The sequence below is a fragment of the Providencia sp. PROV_01 genome (genome assembly GCF_053098325.1).
The window spans coordinates 76,185-91,328 of record NZ_JBRFKD010000001.1 but is presented as its reverse complement, the minus strand read 5'-3'; the positions used below and the strand labels follow the sequence as shown (position 1 = coordinate 91,328).

The window sequence follows — 15,144 nt, the reverse complement described above, 5'->3', positions numbered from 1 at the left end:
TCACCCTCCCTGATTTGATTTTTGTTCTGGAGTAAACATATTGAAATGATAATTACGCTGGTAACGTTCTTGGAGTTGACTGGATGTTTGCTGACGCAAGTAGCTCATCTGCCGCTCCATTTCCATTAACACATTGGCTTTCACATCAACTTGACGTTGTAAGTCTTCTAATTGTCGGCTCGCCTCTGAAACGTTTTCTCGTAACAATTTCATCGGTTCTTCAGGGAAGTTTCGATTAGCCATTGCTATTTTGGCTTGGTCAATCAGCTCTAAAAGATACTGAAGTAAAATGTCATACGCGATGTAATCGGACAGTGCAGGTAATATTGACACATTTAGATTAAGCTGCATCGGGTCAACCAAATATCGCAAAATTGGAATTGACGTACTTTGAATAAACCCTTTTTCCGCAGGCGTTAACGCTGTGTCGTCTTTTAACTTGCCTTGTATTTGACTAATGGTTTTCGATACCAAAGAATTTAAGCCATTTGCTTTTGTGACTGTTACCGTTTTCTTTTTAAGTTCTAAACAGCCATTGACCGAGACACATCCTTCAATATTAATCGTTCCTCCATACATTAACGCCTTAATCAGCTCTTGCCGATTAACCTTGGGTATTGTGGTCGTAACCTGATTATCTTTTCCAAAAATTAAGGTGCCAGTAAGATTCATAATCAGCTCTTTGAGCTCATTATCACCATCCAACATCTTGTTGCTGTTGAGTACTTCCCACATCAGATTTTTATTTTGGATAACCTGATCTTTCATATTATCTGGAGCACGATTAAAGGCGTTATTCATTTGCCCGCCAACAGTACATCCCTGACGCGATGCCGCCCAGTCCGAAAACATATTCGTTTGCCCGGCAATATCTTGGCAAATTTTTTGTGATTGAACAGTATTAGTTGGCCATAAGCCGCCTACAATACCTTGTGCAGCTTGGCAGGAAGAAATATTCATACTGTTAATACCGGAAATCATGTCTTGTAAGAAATCTTTAGCAGATTTCAGTTCGGGCACGGTGGTTTGCAACGCCAAGTCAAAGAAATAACCGGTGGAGTTTTGCATTAATTGTTTCACAAACTGCTGAAGCTGCTCACCATTGATATAAGAGAATGACCCCAAATACGCATCAATCCCCCCACACCCTGCATTGATATTGGGCGGGGTAAATGAAGCAATTTGCAGTTGTTTGACTTGATTACGAATAAACAAGTTGCCGCCCGTGGCATAGCCTGCAGCTTGCCCTTCCCATGCGCGGGCTTCGGTCGCATTCCCTTCAAAACCCAATTTATTGAAAAAATTATTCATGTCGCCATTCACATTGGCAACTGCCACCGTGTGACCGAATAACGCCGAACACATGACGGCGATAAATCCTTTACGCATTGGAGCCTCCGCATTGAATATCAACATGCCGACACATCACATAGGCAGGGTTTATCGCACTATTCTGGTAAGGAATAGGGTTAATTAAATCATTCATTGTGGTAAACCTTATTGAGTGCCATCACCCGCAAACTATTGCGTGTCGGCATTAAATTTAAACGTGAGATTAAAGGGATATAACGAACGAAATGGCTTTATTCGATTGAAGAATGAAAACCAAAACTAGATTAGTTGAATGTTTTCAATAACAGATCAATCAGCGGGTCAATGATGTGATAATCTCGCTTTTTCATTTCGCCAACTTCTTTTTAAGGCGATATACCCCAAACTCGAGATAACAAAGATTCAATATTGTGATGACCAGGATCGTCATGTGTTTGATTGCCATTCCCCAAAAACAATACGGAACAACGTACATAGCCATATTCCAAATGTCTTTAAATCGTAAGTGTTCATCCAAAACATCAGCATTATTAGGAAACACAAACATAAACTGCCACTGCATCAATATCCATAACGCAACTCCCGCCGCGAGATACCCAATCAAATTGAGAAAACTGTCATAGTTGCGTTCGGCAATGATTTTTTGGTCTGCAGTGACTTCCTCTATTTGTGTTTTAATTCTATTTTTCTTTGCTACCTCTTCCTGTAGTGGTGCTTTCATTTCTGGAATATTCACCGTATTTGAATGAGATTGCGTCATATTTTTACTCTCTGCGTTGTATTATTAGGAACAAAGAATACCCTCTATCCCTTTATTGTGTTGCTAACATCAAGTTACTGTTAACCCGATTCATCACATCTTGCATATCGGTCAGCCCTTGCAAAAGGGGATAAGTGCGTAGCGTATTCACGTCCACCAAGAAAACCGTGGGCGTGATGACTTGCAACCCTGCACCAAAAAAAGACTGCACGACGTCAGGCGGTGCAGGAATGGCATTCGGAAATGCCATATCCCCTTTCCCATCGAGCGTGTACGGGAATACACCTAATCCCGTTTGCGCAGATAACAATGCAAGTTGTGGGTCAAATTGATGACAATACGGACAACTCGACTGCATAAAAAGGACCAACGTATAATCATTCAAATTCACCACTTTGCCATTGGGTAACGAATACGGTTTCACTGGCGGTTTGGCAGGAACAATCGTTTCTGGCTTGAAAGTTTCAGTGCTCATGTTGGACTGGGCGTTCCCTCCCGTTTTATGAGATTCTAGCGCGGCAATTTCATCCATCACACTCGCCTGAGCCGCACTGAAACTAAACAGCAAAAAGGAAAAAAGTAACGCTCTCATGGGTGTTTCTCCTTATTTCCTCCGCCCTGAAAGGCTTGCCAGGCACGAACAGCCGCATACAAAAAGCCGGCCACACCCACCGCAGCCCCGACGGCAAAGATAAAGACCGTGCCCATATCTTGTACCCATTGAAGAGTTAACAGTAAATCGTCAGTGATACTGGCTTTACGCACCTTCAGTAACACTTCAATTAAGCCCCAAAACACCACGGCCGCTACCATGAGCGCAATGCCGACATACAATAACGCATTCTCAATTAATCGAGCTTTTAAGGTTCTTTCCATCATTTTATTCTCAATAGTTCGGGGTAAAATCGGTCGCAATATCTAAAAAGCGACGTTCTAGCGCATCTTGCGTCATAAAACCGTAGGCTAACGGCTGGTAAGATTCGTTTTTCGGGTCAACCAAAAACAGGGCAGGAAAATGGGTGATTTGCATTTTCGCCACTTGCCCGTTGTCTGGCTTAGTATTTGGTAATTGCTGGCTGCGCTGACCATCCACCGATATCGGGATAAGCACAACCCCGTGTTGTTCAGCAAACTGCGCCACCACACTGGCTAACTGGTTATCTAACGGCTCACCGCCCCGATAGAAGAAAAACAATCCGTACTGAGATGCTAACTGCGAAATAGCCTGTTTTTCTTTATTGCGTAATGTAGAAAGCTGCTGAGGCACCGTGCTGTTATAAAAGGAATGCTCCAAGTTGTAATCAAGTGCAGGATGTAGCAGCAGGGCTTTTTGCACAGAGCGTTCAAACTTTCCAGATTGATTGAGCCAATACCGCTGAAGTGCCACGAATTTCGCGGCATTCTCAGGAGTTGGTTGCATAATCGCAGTGTCTAACGCTTCTGCGGTTAGCTTTTGCATGACCTTTTTTTGTAAGGTCGGTGATAACGTCGAAAGCGGGATTTGCTCTGGCTCTGGCGGCTCTTCCTCGTCTTCCGGTTGCGGCTCGTTATACCAGTGCCAACCGACGATAGGTTCATCCACATAGGTTCGCGTTTCTGCTTGTTCGCTATGGTTGGCTAACACGCCTCCTGAAATCATCAAACTGCCGAGCATTATCAATAAAAGGCGTTTCATCCTTGTCCTCCTTGGCCTTGCAAGCCATTGGCGATTTGATTTTTTACGCGGTCAATCAGTTCTTGGTCAGCCGGAATATCGGTGCCCGATTCCAAATCGGAATAGAAATCCGCAAAATTCAATCGGTCAAAGTTAATGGCCTGCAATTCATCAACGGTGATACCACGACAATCACTGTTTTTGGCGCTACCAAACCCAATCCGTAACTGCCCGCCACGCCCTTGCTCTTGCACGATTTTGGCCAGTTTACTGTCAAACACGCAGTAGGCTTCTTTCTTCTGAAGACACATCCCGAGCACTTTATTCGAGCAATAGGAACCGACATAAATAGTCAGATTGCGACTTTTGGCTTTACCGAGGGCTTTTTCTTCACTGTCACAGTGCGCTAGCCCCACATCACTTCCCCAACCGCCACTTTTGCAGCAGTTATTAAACCCTGCTGCGGCTTTACGACAGGTATAACGCTGGCCTGTAAAAGCCCTGACATTCACGTCATTGAGCTCTGCCACATCTTCCCCAGCCGCCGCCACGGCCGCTAAAGCGGATACGGCTTTTTGGAAACTGTTCGCCTTATCATTTTTGATTTGGTCACACTCGCCGCTGGCACAAATCAGCTCAACACCGCACATTTTCCCGCCTCCCGTCAGTCCTTTTTCACAGGAAAAGACCGCTTGCTCACGCAAACACGTACTGCCAACGGATTCAATACAGGTGGTTTTCACAATGGTACACGCGGGATTTTTCATGTAGTCACCACAACTGCCATTGTCTGCTGACTGCTTGGCGTAATAATCGGTGTACTGCCAACACTCACTGTAAACATCGTACTTTTTACCACCCACCGTGACCGTTTTGGTGCCCCCTTTTTCAGTACATTGCGTTTCCACCTTCACTTCTTCGGATTTATCAAACGGGCAATGTTCAACCCATTCAATTTTGGGCGATGGGGTTTTAACGTTGACCGTCACCATCATATTTAAGGTTAAGGTCGCCGTTTTTGTTGACGCAAAGGCTTGATAAACCAATTCTTGAATACCCACTCGGCACAATTCGCCATTGTTACCGACACAAATCCGATTGGAGGCAATAATTTCTCCCTCTTTCAACGCCATATTTCGTGCATTTAATGTATAGCGACTTGCATTTAACATTTGAAACGTCGTATTCATAAAAATGACATGCTGATTAAATAAAAATCCCGAGTTCAGTGTTAAGGTTGCACTTTGAATGGTGCCCGTGACGGGGGATTTAAAAGAAAACGACCAGCGGTCACCATGCCAGTGGTAAGCAAAATCAGAGGGCGGCACAACAATCGTTTGGTTTTCCCACCCGTCAACCTCCTCCCAGGTGATTTTGGCTGTGCGAGTACAGGCTAAACTGGCGGCGGGCGTTCGCTCACATTGGTGTGACGTGATTTCGGTTTTATCCAGCGTCACATCCTGACACGGCACCGTAATTTGCCCACTTTCTGACTCCGCCTTTTCCCGCATGTCAATGCCCGCTTTTAAGAACGGGGCGTCCAAATCTAATTTGTCCGGTGGGCGATTTTTAATCACCTCCATGGTGGTTTGCCCCGCATCGGTGTCATTCATCGCTTTGACACCCGCATTTTCCAATCCCGAGGCCGCGCCTGACGTCACCCCGCCGTAATAGCCGCTCTCTGACGGATTAGCGGTATAGTTCGGAATGATATTGGCGGGGTTGGTGTTTTTTATCGTGTTTGTACCTGTATTTTTCAGGCTATTCGCAAATTCCGACCCGGCTTTATAATCATTGCCCGCAAACCCCAGTGACAGAGCTCCCACGCCACATAATGCAATCAATAACCGTTTCATTATCGTGCCCTCGATACCAGCCAATCCTGAGCAACCTGATGACAATCGCCACTGCTGGCAATCCGTTCAATGGCGGATATCAAACGAATATTGCCGTACATCACATCAAAGCCTTGCTCACAGCGCACCACCAGTGCAGGCACTTGCGTAATGCCGTATTGGGCAAAGGTTTTCGGGTCGATTTGTACGCCACCCTCCCCGCTATCTTTGGTCAGTTCAAACACGGCACTGGCCGTTTTGCGAAAGTCATTGTCAATCAAGCCATTAATCAACGTGGGGATACCAAGCTGCGTCGCCTCCGGCACCATCTGTTTGAGTCCCGCTTCAGGAATAGAAAACGACACAAAATAGATAAACGGAGTTTCCTGAGCTGCTTGAGCTTTAACCGCATCGGCAACTTGTTGCTGCGCTTGCTGCTGTTTGGCCAATAAGCTATCAATCCAAGCTTTATCCTTCGCCGAGATTTCCGGTGGCTTAAAGCCATCCGGCGGCAAGGACTGTTCGAGCATGGCCGCGCTTTGGTCGCGCAGCTGTTCTAAAAACTGTTGGTCATCCGTTAAGGCATGACTCGTCGGCACAAGCACCAAGCTTGCGAATAAAAAGAAAACGGATTTCATGAAAAGGACCTCGTGTTAGAGGAAAACGCAGTTACGTTTACGCCAGATGAGATAACCGAAGTTTTTACGACTGTTGGGTGAGGCATGCCCGGTTTGCCAGCGCATCACGGAACGACCAAAAGGGTGACATTGCGCGGTATCCGGGTACATATTCACCATCTGATAGCGATAGCGGTCTTTCGGGATAATCGGCGACGGATAGGTGTAGCACACCTCCTGATTTTTCCCGACGCTGTTCATCACCAACCCTTGCCGATGTAACTTAAACGCCATGCGCTCAGACAGCAGAACCGAGGAAGCCTGCGGACTAAATTCATTCCCCGTATACCCCGTAAACGGATACATACTGCCTTGTGAACCGGCACACCAAAAGAGCGCATTTAAGGGCTTGCTGCCAATACTGGCAATCGCATCGGCAGCACACGCCCCTTGCGCGATAGGATTGGCAAACACAAACGCTTCAGGGGCAATAATTGACGACAACGAACTGTCATTCCACAGGGGGTCTAGCTCCGACAAATAGGCGATATCCATATCCCCGCGCTCTAAACAGCCTGCCGAGGTAATGATATTGAGCCAATAGGTCAGTGGGTATTTGTACCAATGCACATGGTAGAACGCCCCTTGAGTGGCAGGGTCATTTTGCGTACCTTTACCCCCGCCCATTTTACCGACATTGATGTTAAAGCCGCCCAAATTCACCATGCAATACGGTGAGCGGGTCACATCGGTCAGGGCAAAGGGCTCCCAATAGCCAATCGCTAAACCAATGCGGTATAAAATCCCCATCGGGCAAATTTGTATCGGCATCGAGGGGTTTTCTGTATCCGGTGCCACACCTGGAAATACAGACACATTGCCAATGGTCATCGGGAACAAACAATCCCAACAAATATCGGTGATCGGGTTAACGAAGTTGCCCTCACATAACGTATCGGCTTTCGTGGGGGCTGACAGAAAAATACTGCCGAGTAAACACGCACTGACTAGCCATTTTTTCATTAGCGCCCCTCCTGCATTGCCGCCGACACGATTTTGAGTTTGTCGCCCTCTTGTGTGACCACCGCCGGAATATACTGAAGCCCAAGCTGACGACTTAAACTGCCCCCTTGGTCAAAGTACACGCGGGTATTGAGTGCCTGCGTCGCCTCTTTGATATTGCCGTTGGTTAAAATCACTTTATAACGCAAGGTCGCGGGCTGCTGTGCATTCATCCACGCGATTTGGCGCGGATCATCTGCATCTAAAAAGTACAGGGTTTGCCCGAGTGCCACGTGACTCAGCGGGTTTATTTTGTCGCCTTGACGGGCAAACATCACACCATTGTGGTCAGCATAATCACCTTGAACCGTAAACGTTGGGTCGTACCACAGAGTATGTGCTTCCGTATCGGTACTGAGCCAATCCACAGGCGGTGGACGCAGGGTATTTTCAATCACACGATCTTTAAAATCTTGCTGCATCTGCGCAATTTCCCCTGTACCCTCCATTTGTTTTAACCGCCCCTGGATAAAGTCCAACATGCTTTGCTCTTGAACGGGATAGACATCCCCCCAGACACCGAGATCTTTGGCAGTAACAAGGCAGGGTAAACAGAACAATACCGCTAACGTAGACTGTCGAATTCGCTTCATCTACCCTCCCTTATTGCGCCATTTTGTCGGCGATCGCGGCTTGAATATCGACCGTGATATCTTCTGCGCCCATCACCACCGCAGGCGTGACTAAAATCAGGGCCTGATGCGTCTGTTGGTACTCCGATAAACTGTCACTGAGCGCCATTTGAAAACGGTGAGTGGCATCGGCGATTTGTTGCTCACTCAGCGGATTTTCGGCGTTAAACTGCATGGCCATTTGTTGCTGATATTGGTTAACCGTGCCCGCCATGTCGAAAGTGACGGTAACAGGGGCAAGCCAACGCACCACGAACACCGAAATACTGAAACTCAGGATCACCGCAATCACCATAAAAAAACTCATGGCCTTCAAGCAGGCTTTACGCCGACGGCTCGTGCCCCGTGCGGGCGTTTTTTGCGTGTTATCGACTAATGTCGTGTTTGACTCTGCCATTGGGATAAGGCCTCCATTTCTCTTGGGAATTTTTGTTGGGCTAACGCCAATAACGTGGCTTGCTGGGAAAGTCCCTGTGCCGCGGCATTTTCACGGAACTGGTAGTCTTTCCCATCGGTGGAAAACAAGGTGCGACTGATGGGGTCAATCAACAAGCGGTGATAAGACACTTGTCCTGCCACCCGTAACATAAAGGCACTAAAGTGCGCCTCTTTTGCCGAGGGGAAGCCTTCCACCACGGTACGTTCAAGCACGTTGAACTGGTCAGGATTTTTCTGGTTATATTTACGGAACGACTCCAAGTTTTGACGCAAGATAATTTTGTACGACGAGTTACTCCATGCGGCTTTCGCGGCCACACTTGCATCCTCACCATCGAAATCCTCAATACCTTGAGAAATGGTAATGTAAGCACCACGATGTTTACGGGCGGTACGATAGCCCCCTTCAATAAAGTTACCGACAAAGCTATTTTCACTGTCGAGTAGTTTCCAACCTTCATCGATAATGGCGGCTTTTTTAATGTCCCGTGGGGATAAGTACATGCGCTGTTCAATAAAGATCATCATGGAAAACATGACGGCGGCTAACAAGTCAGGTTTATTTTGCAGACCGCCCATTTCCAGTACGGTAAACCGCACATTGTCATTAAGGGCAGGATTAGGGCTATTGAAATACTCTCCGTACAGCCCCTTAGTCGTGTATTTTTGTAATGAAACAACAATTTCGTGCATCTTATTGCGCACAGAGTCAGCGTCTTCAAAAACACCGTGCTCTAATTGCCACGTTAAGTACTCTGAAATATCATCGATAAGCACCGCATTACCCTGACGTTTACTCGGTGCCGCCCCCTCCCAAACATCTTGAACCGCGTTCAACAAGATAGATTTAGAGGTGTCATCCATGTCCCCTGACGGATTGGCCAGCACCAATAGCAAGTCGCGAATACTTTCTGCCGCTTCTTTGATATTGACGACCCCCGCAAACGGGTTGAATTTAAGGTCGCGAGCATCAACGTAAACGCCCCCAACACTTTCACACAATCCTTTGTAGGATGCGCCCATATCCAACACATACGCCCAACCGCCACTGTCGAGAATTTGGCGGATAATGGCTTGCACTAAAAAGGACTTACCGCCCCCCGAGGTGCCACACACCCCCATATTGTAGTTATCGTTCCCCAGCCCCGAATCATCATCAAAGATATCGAGATAAGACAACTGGTTACGATATGAGGGGATAGGTAACCCACTACGACAAATGCGGTTATCAGCAACCACGGGTAACAAGTTGGCCACGTTAAAAGCATTAGCCCGCAGTGTGCCATTCGAGCGTTTCATATCGCCCCACAAGCCCTCTTGCATCACAAACGGAAACAACGCCATGTAATTACGCAATTGCATAAAACTCGGGGGTGATAGGGTCAACCCATTGCTATTAAAGGTATTCATTAGGGCCATTTCAGCATTCAGGGCTTTATCGTCATCATCTTCACAAAATAACGTAATACCATAACTGTATCGTGCGAGCGCCGATTGCCCTTTACTCAGCTGTTCTCGGATCTCGGTCCACTCTTTCGCCTGTTGCTTCACACCTGGCACCCAACTGGAGAACTTGGATTCGGCACGCTTATTAAACGTGGCTGATTTGGTCATCGATTCGTTTTGGGTTCGGACTAAATCCTCGACTTCCAACGTCAACGTAATGGCAAACGGGCATGACACGGAAGCCGCAGGGTCAAGTAAATTGCTGAGATTATCGCCCCCTTGCCAGAGTGCAAACCGCTGCGGGTTTTTGGCTAGGCTATAGTTAAGTATCCGCGTATGTGATTTTTTCCCCTTTTCATCCATTAAGCTCTGATGCATGGCTTCGGGTTTCAGCTCCATCACGAACGAACGGTCAACACACTGCGCATTGAGTTCTTCATACGGTTCGATTTCGTCGGACGGCTCGGCAATATTGTGATGACGAAAATTCACCATTTCACGCACCAACTTGATTAAGCCTTTATCATCCAATCGCTCCGAACCGATACTGGCGCCGAGGAGGGATTGCTGCACCACACTCAAGGTTTGATTCAAATTTTGCAGCGTCAACGCATCCGCCCGTTTAACCGGTTCGGCATAGATGACAAACAGGCGATAGTTCCGCAATGTTAATGGCAAACCTTGCTTGTTGGCTAAACCATTCATCGCCCCGTTTTCATAGTAAGCACGGGTAATGGCATTGAATTTTGACGCCAACTCCCCATCCCAGCTAAAGTCCCTAAGACCGTAATCCAACATGCCGCTGATGCATTTACTGCCGAGCAACAAAAAAGTGAGTGGGGTTTTGCGAGGCAATTTGTTGCGCAGGAAATAATCCAGTGCATCGACAATTTTATCGTTCGCACCAATCAAAGGGGCACATTCCAGCACAAAACCTGCCGTCTCCTTATTAATAAAAAGCCCCGAGTCGGCGTCATAATAGCGGTACGGTAAGACACTGCTAAAAGACGGATAATCCATCTCTTCCAGGGCTTCATGGGCTTTTCGTGCCCCGTCAGGTTGTTTCCAGCTAGAAAGTAGTCCTTTGAATAGGCTCTCCATAAACGGGGATTCACCCGCATCTTTTGCATGGGGATTGCCGAGTTGCTTCAATTTTTGCAAGAAGCCACGTTTTTGGGTCATTGTAACTGCTCCTTCCACTGGCCCTCTTTCACGACAAAGGAAACGACGGCCGGTTGATAAAAGTTTTGCTCTTCATCAATCCACGGAGCTATCCATAATCGCGCGGTACTCGCGGGAAGTCGAACTGGGGGCGCCATACCAATATCGGCCCAACCCGACCACGTTTGGGTTGGCTGTGAAATCGGAGGTAATGAATTAGCCGGAACCGATTTTTTTATGGGCGCGGATGTTGTTTCAAATGCCCCCAACGCGTTCACTGTCTGTGAGGAAGCGCGATTATCCTGCACCACAGTCCGAACTGTTTGAGCCGGAGACGCAGTTGTTACAACAGGTATGGTAGGTGTTGCCAACGGCGCTAACCGCGGCAGCTCAGCTCGCTTTTGGGATGTGCCCTCCCCATTAGCAGGATGGTTCCAAGACACATTTTGCTGTGCCGCTTTTTGGTTGGCTTCTTCCATCGTCATACAGCTGTCTTGCGCCGTGGCATTGCAATCAAAGGAATCTTTCATGCCCGCAGTACAACCAGCGAGCAGGGTTAATACGCCTAGAATGAGGAGCTTTTTCATAATTAAACCTTTTTGAATACGAAGTGGGTAAAAAGAAGAGAACAACAAGAAATATCGAATAAAAAACGTGAGTTAACTGAATCTAATGGCGAGTCCTACGGAAAAGAAAAACACATAAACACTAAGACATTTGATGATAAATAGGACCATTTTCTTGCGTGAAGGAAATCCGACTTTCCCTGAAATAAAGCTGGCTTTTCTATCGTCACCAATCATCAATACGACGATAATTGCACTGACGGAAACCAATATAGAAATATAGGGAATATCCCTGAATGACAAAGTAAAATAATCAACTAGGCATCCCATGAGGTTAATGACAACGATGCACAAATTAACTATCACAAAACAACGCATCACTTTAAATTGAAACAGTCGTTCCTCGAGGCTAGCCATAACACCCTCCAATGAAACAAAGTTAAGTAACGGGTAATAATGCAATTTGTGTGATAAATAAGGTTCTAACGATTGTGCAGAATTAAATTTAAGCTGGGGAGCATGTTATATTCCTGTCGTATACCACACGCGAATACCTTGAAACGATCGTCCCGTCCTCATGATAAAGCTGGATGACTTATCTTCTTTTGTTTCGATATTGATAATTTTAATATTCAAAGCCTTATTCTCTGCAAACCATAAATTCAGTGCTTCACACGCTAATTGCTCACTAAAATAACCATCGGGCTCCATCGAGAGTGTGAATGGATTAAAATCTTTAAATTTAATGAATTGTTCCACTGTATTGTCCTCTAAAGAGCGATATATCATGTTATTACTATCAAAGGTAAAACCTAGCTTCGTGTAAAAACTTAAAATCGATTCATCTTCAATTTTTCCTTTAAAACAAAGCACTTCACTGTCTATAAACTGGTTAATAAGGCGTTTTATTAATATGCTGCCAATACCTTCTCGCCTAAATAGAGGGTGAACAACAATATCGTGGAGATATAATTCATCTCCTTGTATTGAGACAACCGCTTTCCCTAACACAAAGTCCTCGTAAACAGCTCGGCATAGTCCGCTATCACCATCTTGAACATAAGAAGTACGATAATCTCGAAGCATTCGTTTTTTATTTAAACGCAACTTAAGATTAGGTATTATTTTCATGAATTTCTCCGATAAACATCATTTTCAAAAGTGCGCATCTCTTTTAATTGAAATACATATTCCTTTGGATTGGTCATAGCGTTATCTATTTAAATCAGGTTATTAACCCGATACCAGACTCGAACCCCAAAGAATGAGCTATTTTTATTCGCCAACAACCATTCTGGTGACGTATTGTCGACTGACTCAATATTGATGATGTGAATATCCACATTACTATTTTGATAGAGCCACCAATTTACCGTTTCAGACATCAATTGGGCTTTCTGTTCATCGGAAAATGTGGTGATTGCCTTTTCAAGGGTAAAGGTTTTTGTTCTTACGACATCGTAAAACCGTTTGTTTAAAAAGGTTTTTGCATGCTCAACTATATCGTAAGAAAGCCGCCGCTTTATTGCGCCACTGTTTTGAACATCAAACCCACACGCCCTAAAAAAGCTCACACTCAGGTTGTCAGTCGCACGCCCTGCAATGGCTGTGGTGAACGCCCCAGAAAACTCATTAACGATACGTTCTATCATTTTTCGTCCAATTCCTGCTTGCCGAAAAAAAGGGTGTATCGAAATACTGTGAATATGTGCGATATCCGTGTGGCTGGTAACCTTTGCAACACCAAGAACGGAATTTTTATATAACGCCTGACAAACACATTCGCCGAGTTCGTTTGAAAATGAAATATGATAGTTATTGAGGATATGCTGTCTTTTCATCATCAACGCAATGTCGGTCATTGTATTTTTAGTTGAAAAATGCGGTTGAGTAATTTGAGTTAAAAGTGTCATTAGGAGATTACTCCATTCGCTTAATTATCCAATGTTGGAATTTTTTCCAAGTGAGACTGAATTTGGTCAAATAATTCCTCTACGGATAGGTTTAATTTAATATAACTGCCGGTTATCAAATCTATAAACGTACCACCATTAAAGGTCGAAATCATATGAATACGTTCAATTTGAATTACTGTGACTTTGCCATCCCTATCGGTAACTTTCACTAAATGCCTTGGGTTATGGGCTGAGTTATTGACTACCGATTGATTTGTCTCGTGTTTATCAAACATTAAATATCTCCATAATCTCACTGATTAAAGTCATCAAATTGAGCAAAGTGACAGGTACGTAATTAAATGAATGGGATAGAATGACTGAATACGAACCCGAAGGCTGAAATGAATTTAATCCTTCTCTTCGCATTTTTCGGGTATTTCCCTGATTTCAGGGGTATTCCAAATTGCATAGGCAACATCATTTTCAACGACTACAAGGCCTTGATGAGTACAGCCTGCACAGGTAATTTTATCTTTTTCAAATAGGAAATCTTCTGAGCCAAACTCGGTTTCGACAATACTGTTCTCACTGCCACATACCACGCAGCGCCCTAGCCAGTTAATCTTTAATTTGCGTTTCATATTAACTTTTAATTTAGCTTATTCATCTGAACATTGCTGTTCTGGTAGGCTTGAATGGCTTCTTGATATTTTTCGACAGTAACATTTTCAATCACATCACCGCACTTGAGCTTATTGGTGTTTGACTGAAATAATCCATTATCAATATTGGTTTCAATTAATTGGCATTGTGTTGCGTAATACTCACCTTTTTTTGGATTTATTGGTTCATTTTGGAAAATCAATATATAAAAGATACCAAAGATTAATGCAAAGACAGCTACGCACCATCCAATGACTATTTTGCCTGCATTTAAAAATGAACTAACTATCAAAGCAAATACTAGACCGATGATAAAGGAAAAAAACAAAGCAACAGGAGACATTTTTCACCTACTCTATTTGATAGTTTCAAAGTTACGATTTTCAACAACACGAGGCACTTCTTTGTTGAGGATGTTAAGGAGCAGCACCGAACGCGCTTCGCCATCAGGTTCACTGTAAATCGCGCGCACACCTTGAAAGATACCGTCATAAATGACCACTTCATCTCCTTTTTGCGGTAGCTGCTCACTCACCTCTTTCATAAAATTTGGCACCATCAAAGTCGCAATGATTTCATCGGGCACCACCACAGGCAGTTTGCCAAAGCGTACAAAGTAGCTCACACCCCGTGTTGAGTTAATGGTCGAAAAATGGATCACTTCATAATCGAATTTCACAAACAAGTAGTTTGGAAACAGGGGCTCCATCACTTTGCGTCTCCGATTTCGCACCATTTTCTCCGCTTCATAACGCGGGGAAAAACTATTCACCCCTTGGCGTTCAAGATGTTCAATCGCTCGTAAATCTTGCCCTGTTTTGCAATACAATAAATACCATTTATCCATCTGTTCATTCACTTTTGTTGAGAGTCGTTATTTAAGATTTGAGTCACCCATGCACTCAAACCGGTATAGATAGCGAGAAAAAGCAATCCATCCCAGCTGATGTCGGTACATACCAATATCACTGCAGGTGAACTGATAAGCCCCATAAGAAGGATCGCTTTTAATCGCGTTTTTGTATTAGTTTTAGTGGGTAGAGTTAACATAACTGCTCCTTAGGATTGCCCTGGTGTTGG

At 45.0% G+C, this 15,144-nt stretch carries 20 protein-coding genes; all 20 read right to left on the bottom strand.

Annotation, left to right across the window (positions count from 1 at the left end; translation table 11 throughout):
• The 20 genes from traH to ACU696_RS00420 all read right to left on the bottom strand — a co-directional run bounded on the left by traH (window position 1) and on the right by ACU696_RS00420 (window position 15,114).
• Complete coding sequence (traH, locus tag ACU696_RS00515; RefSeq protein WP_094962760.1) at window positions 1-1,389, bottom strand: conjugal transfer pilus assembly protein TraH; 1,389 nt, start codon at window positions 1,387-1,389, stop codon at window positions 1-3.
• A gap of 289 nt (window positions 1,390-1,678) precedes the next feature.
• Window positions 1,679-2,092: a hypothetical protein gene (locus tag ACU696_RS00510; protein WP_094962761.1), complete on the bottom strand. Its 414-nt coding sequence runs from the start codon at window positions 2,090-2,092 to the stop codon at window positions 1,679-1,681.
• A gap of 52 nt (window positions 2,093-2,144) precedes the next feature.
• On the bottom strand, window positions 2,145-2,684 hold the full coding sequence (gene trbB / locus ACU696_RS00505; RefSeq protein WP_094962762.1) for a type-F conjugative transfer system pilin assembly thiol-disulfide isomerase TrbB: 540 nt from the start codon (window positions 2,682-2,684) through the stop codon (window positions 2,145-2,147).
• Window positions 2,681-2,971 carry a hypothetical protein gene (locus tag ACU696_RS00500; protein ID WP_094962763.1) on the bottom strand — a complete coding sequence of 97 codons (291 nt, stop codon included), beginning with the start codon at window positions 2,969-2,971 and terminating at the stop codon, window positions 2,681-2,683. The genes trbB and ACU696_RS00500 overlap by 4 nt, the downstream gene beginning before the upstream one ends.
• Before the next feature lie 7 nt (window positions 2,972-2,978).
• A complete protein-coding gene (gene traF / locus ACU696_RS00495) occupies window positions 2,979-3,767 on the bottom strand; it encodes a type-F conjugative transfer system pilin assembly protein TraF (protein WP_094962764.1) in 789 nt (262 codons plus the stop codon).
• On the bottom strand, window positions 3,764-5,602 hold the full coding sequence (locus ACU696_RS00490; RefSeq protein WP_447343010.1) for a conjugal transfer protein TraN: 1,839 nt from the start codon (window positions 5,600-5,602) through the stop codon (window positions 3,764-3,766). The genes traF and ACU696_RS00490 overlap by 4 nt, the downstream gene beginning before the upstream one ends.
• Entirely contained in the window at window positions 5,602-6,219 is a 618-nt protein-coding gene (trbC, locus tag ACU696_RS00485) for a type-F conjugative transfer system pilin assembly protein TrbC (RefSeq protein ID WP_094962766.1), read from the bottom strand. The genes ACU696_RS00490 and trbC overlap by 1 nt, the downstream gene beginning before the upstream one ends.
• A gap of 15 nt (window positions 6,220-6,234) precedes the next feature.
• Window positions 6,235-7,221, bottom strand: coding sequence for a conjugal transfer pilus assembly protein TraU (gene traU, locus ACU696_RS00480; protein ID WP_447343009.1), 987 nt, complete (start codon window positions 7,219-7,221; stop codon window positions 6,235-6,237).
• Window positions 7,221-7,853 (bottom strand): type-F conjugative transfer system protein TraW, encoded by a 633-nt coding sequence (gene traW, locus ACU696_RS00475; RefSeq protein ID WP_094962768.1) that lies wholly within the window; start codon window positions 7,851-7,853, stop codon window positions 7,221-7,223. Before traW ends, traU begins: the two co-directional genes overlap by 1 nt.
• A gap of 10 nt (window positions 7,854-7,863) precedes the next feature.
• Window positions 7,864-8,289 (bottom strand): type-F conjugative transfer system protein TrbI, encoded by a 426-nt coding sequence (gene trbI / locus ACU696_RS00470; protein ID WP_094962769.1) that lies wholly within the window; start codon window positions 8,287-8,289, stop codon window positions 7,864-7,866.
• Window positions 8,265-10,877, bottom strand: coding sequence for a type IV secretion system protein TraC (traC, locus tag ACU696_RS00465; protein ID WP_094962808.1), 2,613 nt, complete (start codon window positions 10,875-10,877; stop codon window positions 8,265-8,267). The genes trbI and traC overlap by 25 nt, the downstream gene beginning before the upstream one ends.
• A 77-nt stretch (window positions 10,878-10,954) precedes the next feature.
• The gene (traV, locus tag ACU696_RS00460) at window positions 10,955-11,524 is read right to left on the bottom strand and encodes a type IV conjugative transfer system lipoprotein TraV (protein WP_094962770.1); all 570 of its coding nucleotides are present in this window, start codon (window positions 11,522-11,524) and stop codon (window positions 10,955-10,957) included.
• A 72-nt stretch (window positions 11,525-11,596) separates the two neighbouring features.
• On the bottom strand, window positions 11,597-11,920 hold the full coding sequence (locus tag ACU696_RS00455) for a hypothetical protein (protein ID WP_123382824.1): 324 nt from the start codon (window positions 11,918-11,920) through the stop codon (window positions 11,597-11,599).
• Between the two features lie 105 nt (window positions 11,921-12,025).
• Complete coding sequence (locus tag ACU696_RS00450) at window positions 12,026-12,634, bottom strand: GNAT family N-acetyltransferase (RefSeq protein WP_094962772.1); 609 nt, start codon at window positions 12,632-12,634, stop codon at window positions 12,026-12,028.
• Between the two features lie 89 nt (window positions 12,635-12,723).
• Window positions 12,724-13,416, bottom strand: a complete 693-nt coding sequence (locus ACU696_RS00445; protein WP_094962773.1) for a GNAT family N-acetyltransferase — start codon at window positions 13,414-13,416, stop codon at window positions 12,724-12,726.
• Between the two features lie 20 nt (window positions 13,417-13,436).
• Entirely contained in the window at window positions 13,437-13,694 is a 258-nt protein-coding gene (locus tag ACU696_RS00440; protein WP_094962774.1) for a hypothetical protein, read from the bottom strand.
• Between the two features lie 114 nt (window positions 13,695-13,808).
• On the bottom strand, window positions 13,809-14,042 hold the full coding sequence (locus ACU696_RS00435; protein WP_094962775.1) for a hypothetical protein: 234 nt from the start codon (window positions 14,040-14,042) through the stop codon (window positions 13,809-13,811).
• A gap of 8 nt (window positions 14,043-14,050) precedes the next feature.
• Window positions 14,051-14,407, bottom strand: coding sequence for a hypothetical protein (locus ACU696_RS00430; RefSeq protein WP_094962776.1), 357 nt, complete (start codon window positions 14,405-14,407; stop codon window positions 14,051-14,053).
• Window positions 14,408-14,419: 12 nt separating this feature from the next.
• Window positions 14,420-14,911, bottom strand: a complete 492-nt coding sequence (rfaH, locus tag ACU696_RS00425) for a transcription/translation regulatory transformer protein RfaH (RefSeq protein WP_094962809.1) — start codon at window positions 14,909-14,911, stop codon at window positions 14,420-14,422.
• Window positions 14,912-14,919: 8 nt separating this feature from the next.
• Window positions 14,920-15,114, bottom strand: a complete 195-nt coding sequence (locus ACU696_RS00420; RefSeq protein ID WP_094962777.1) for a hypothetical protein — start codon at window positions 15,112-15,114, stop codon at window positions 14,920-14,922.
• Between the last annotated feature and the right edge of the window lie 30 nt (window positions 15,115-15,144).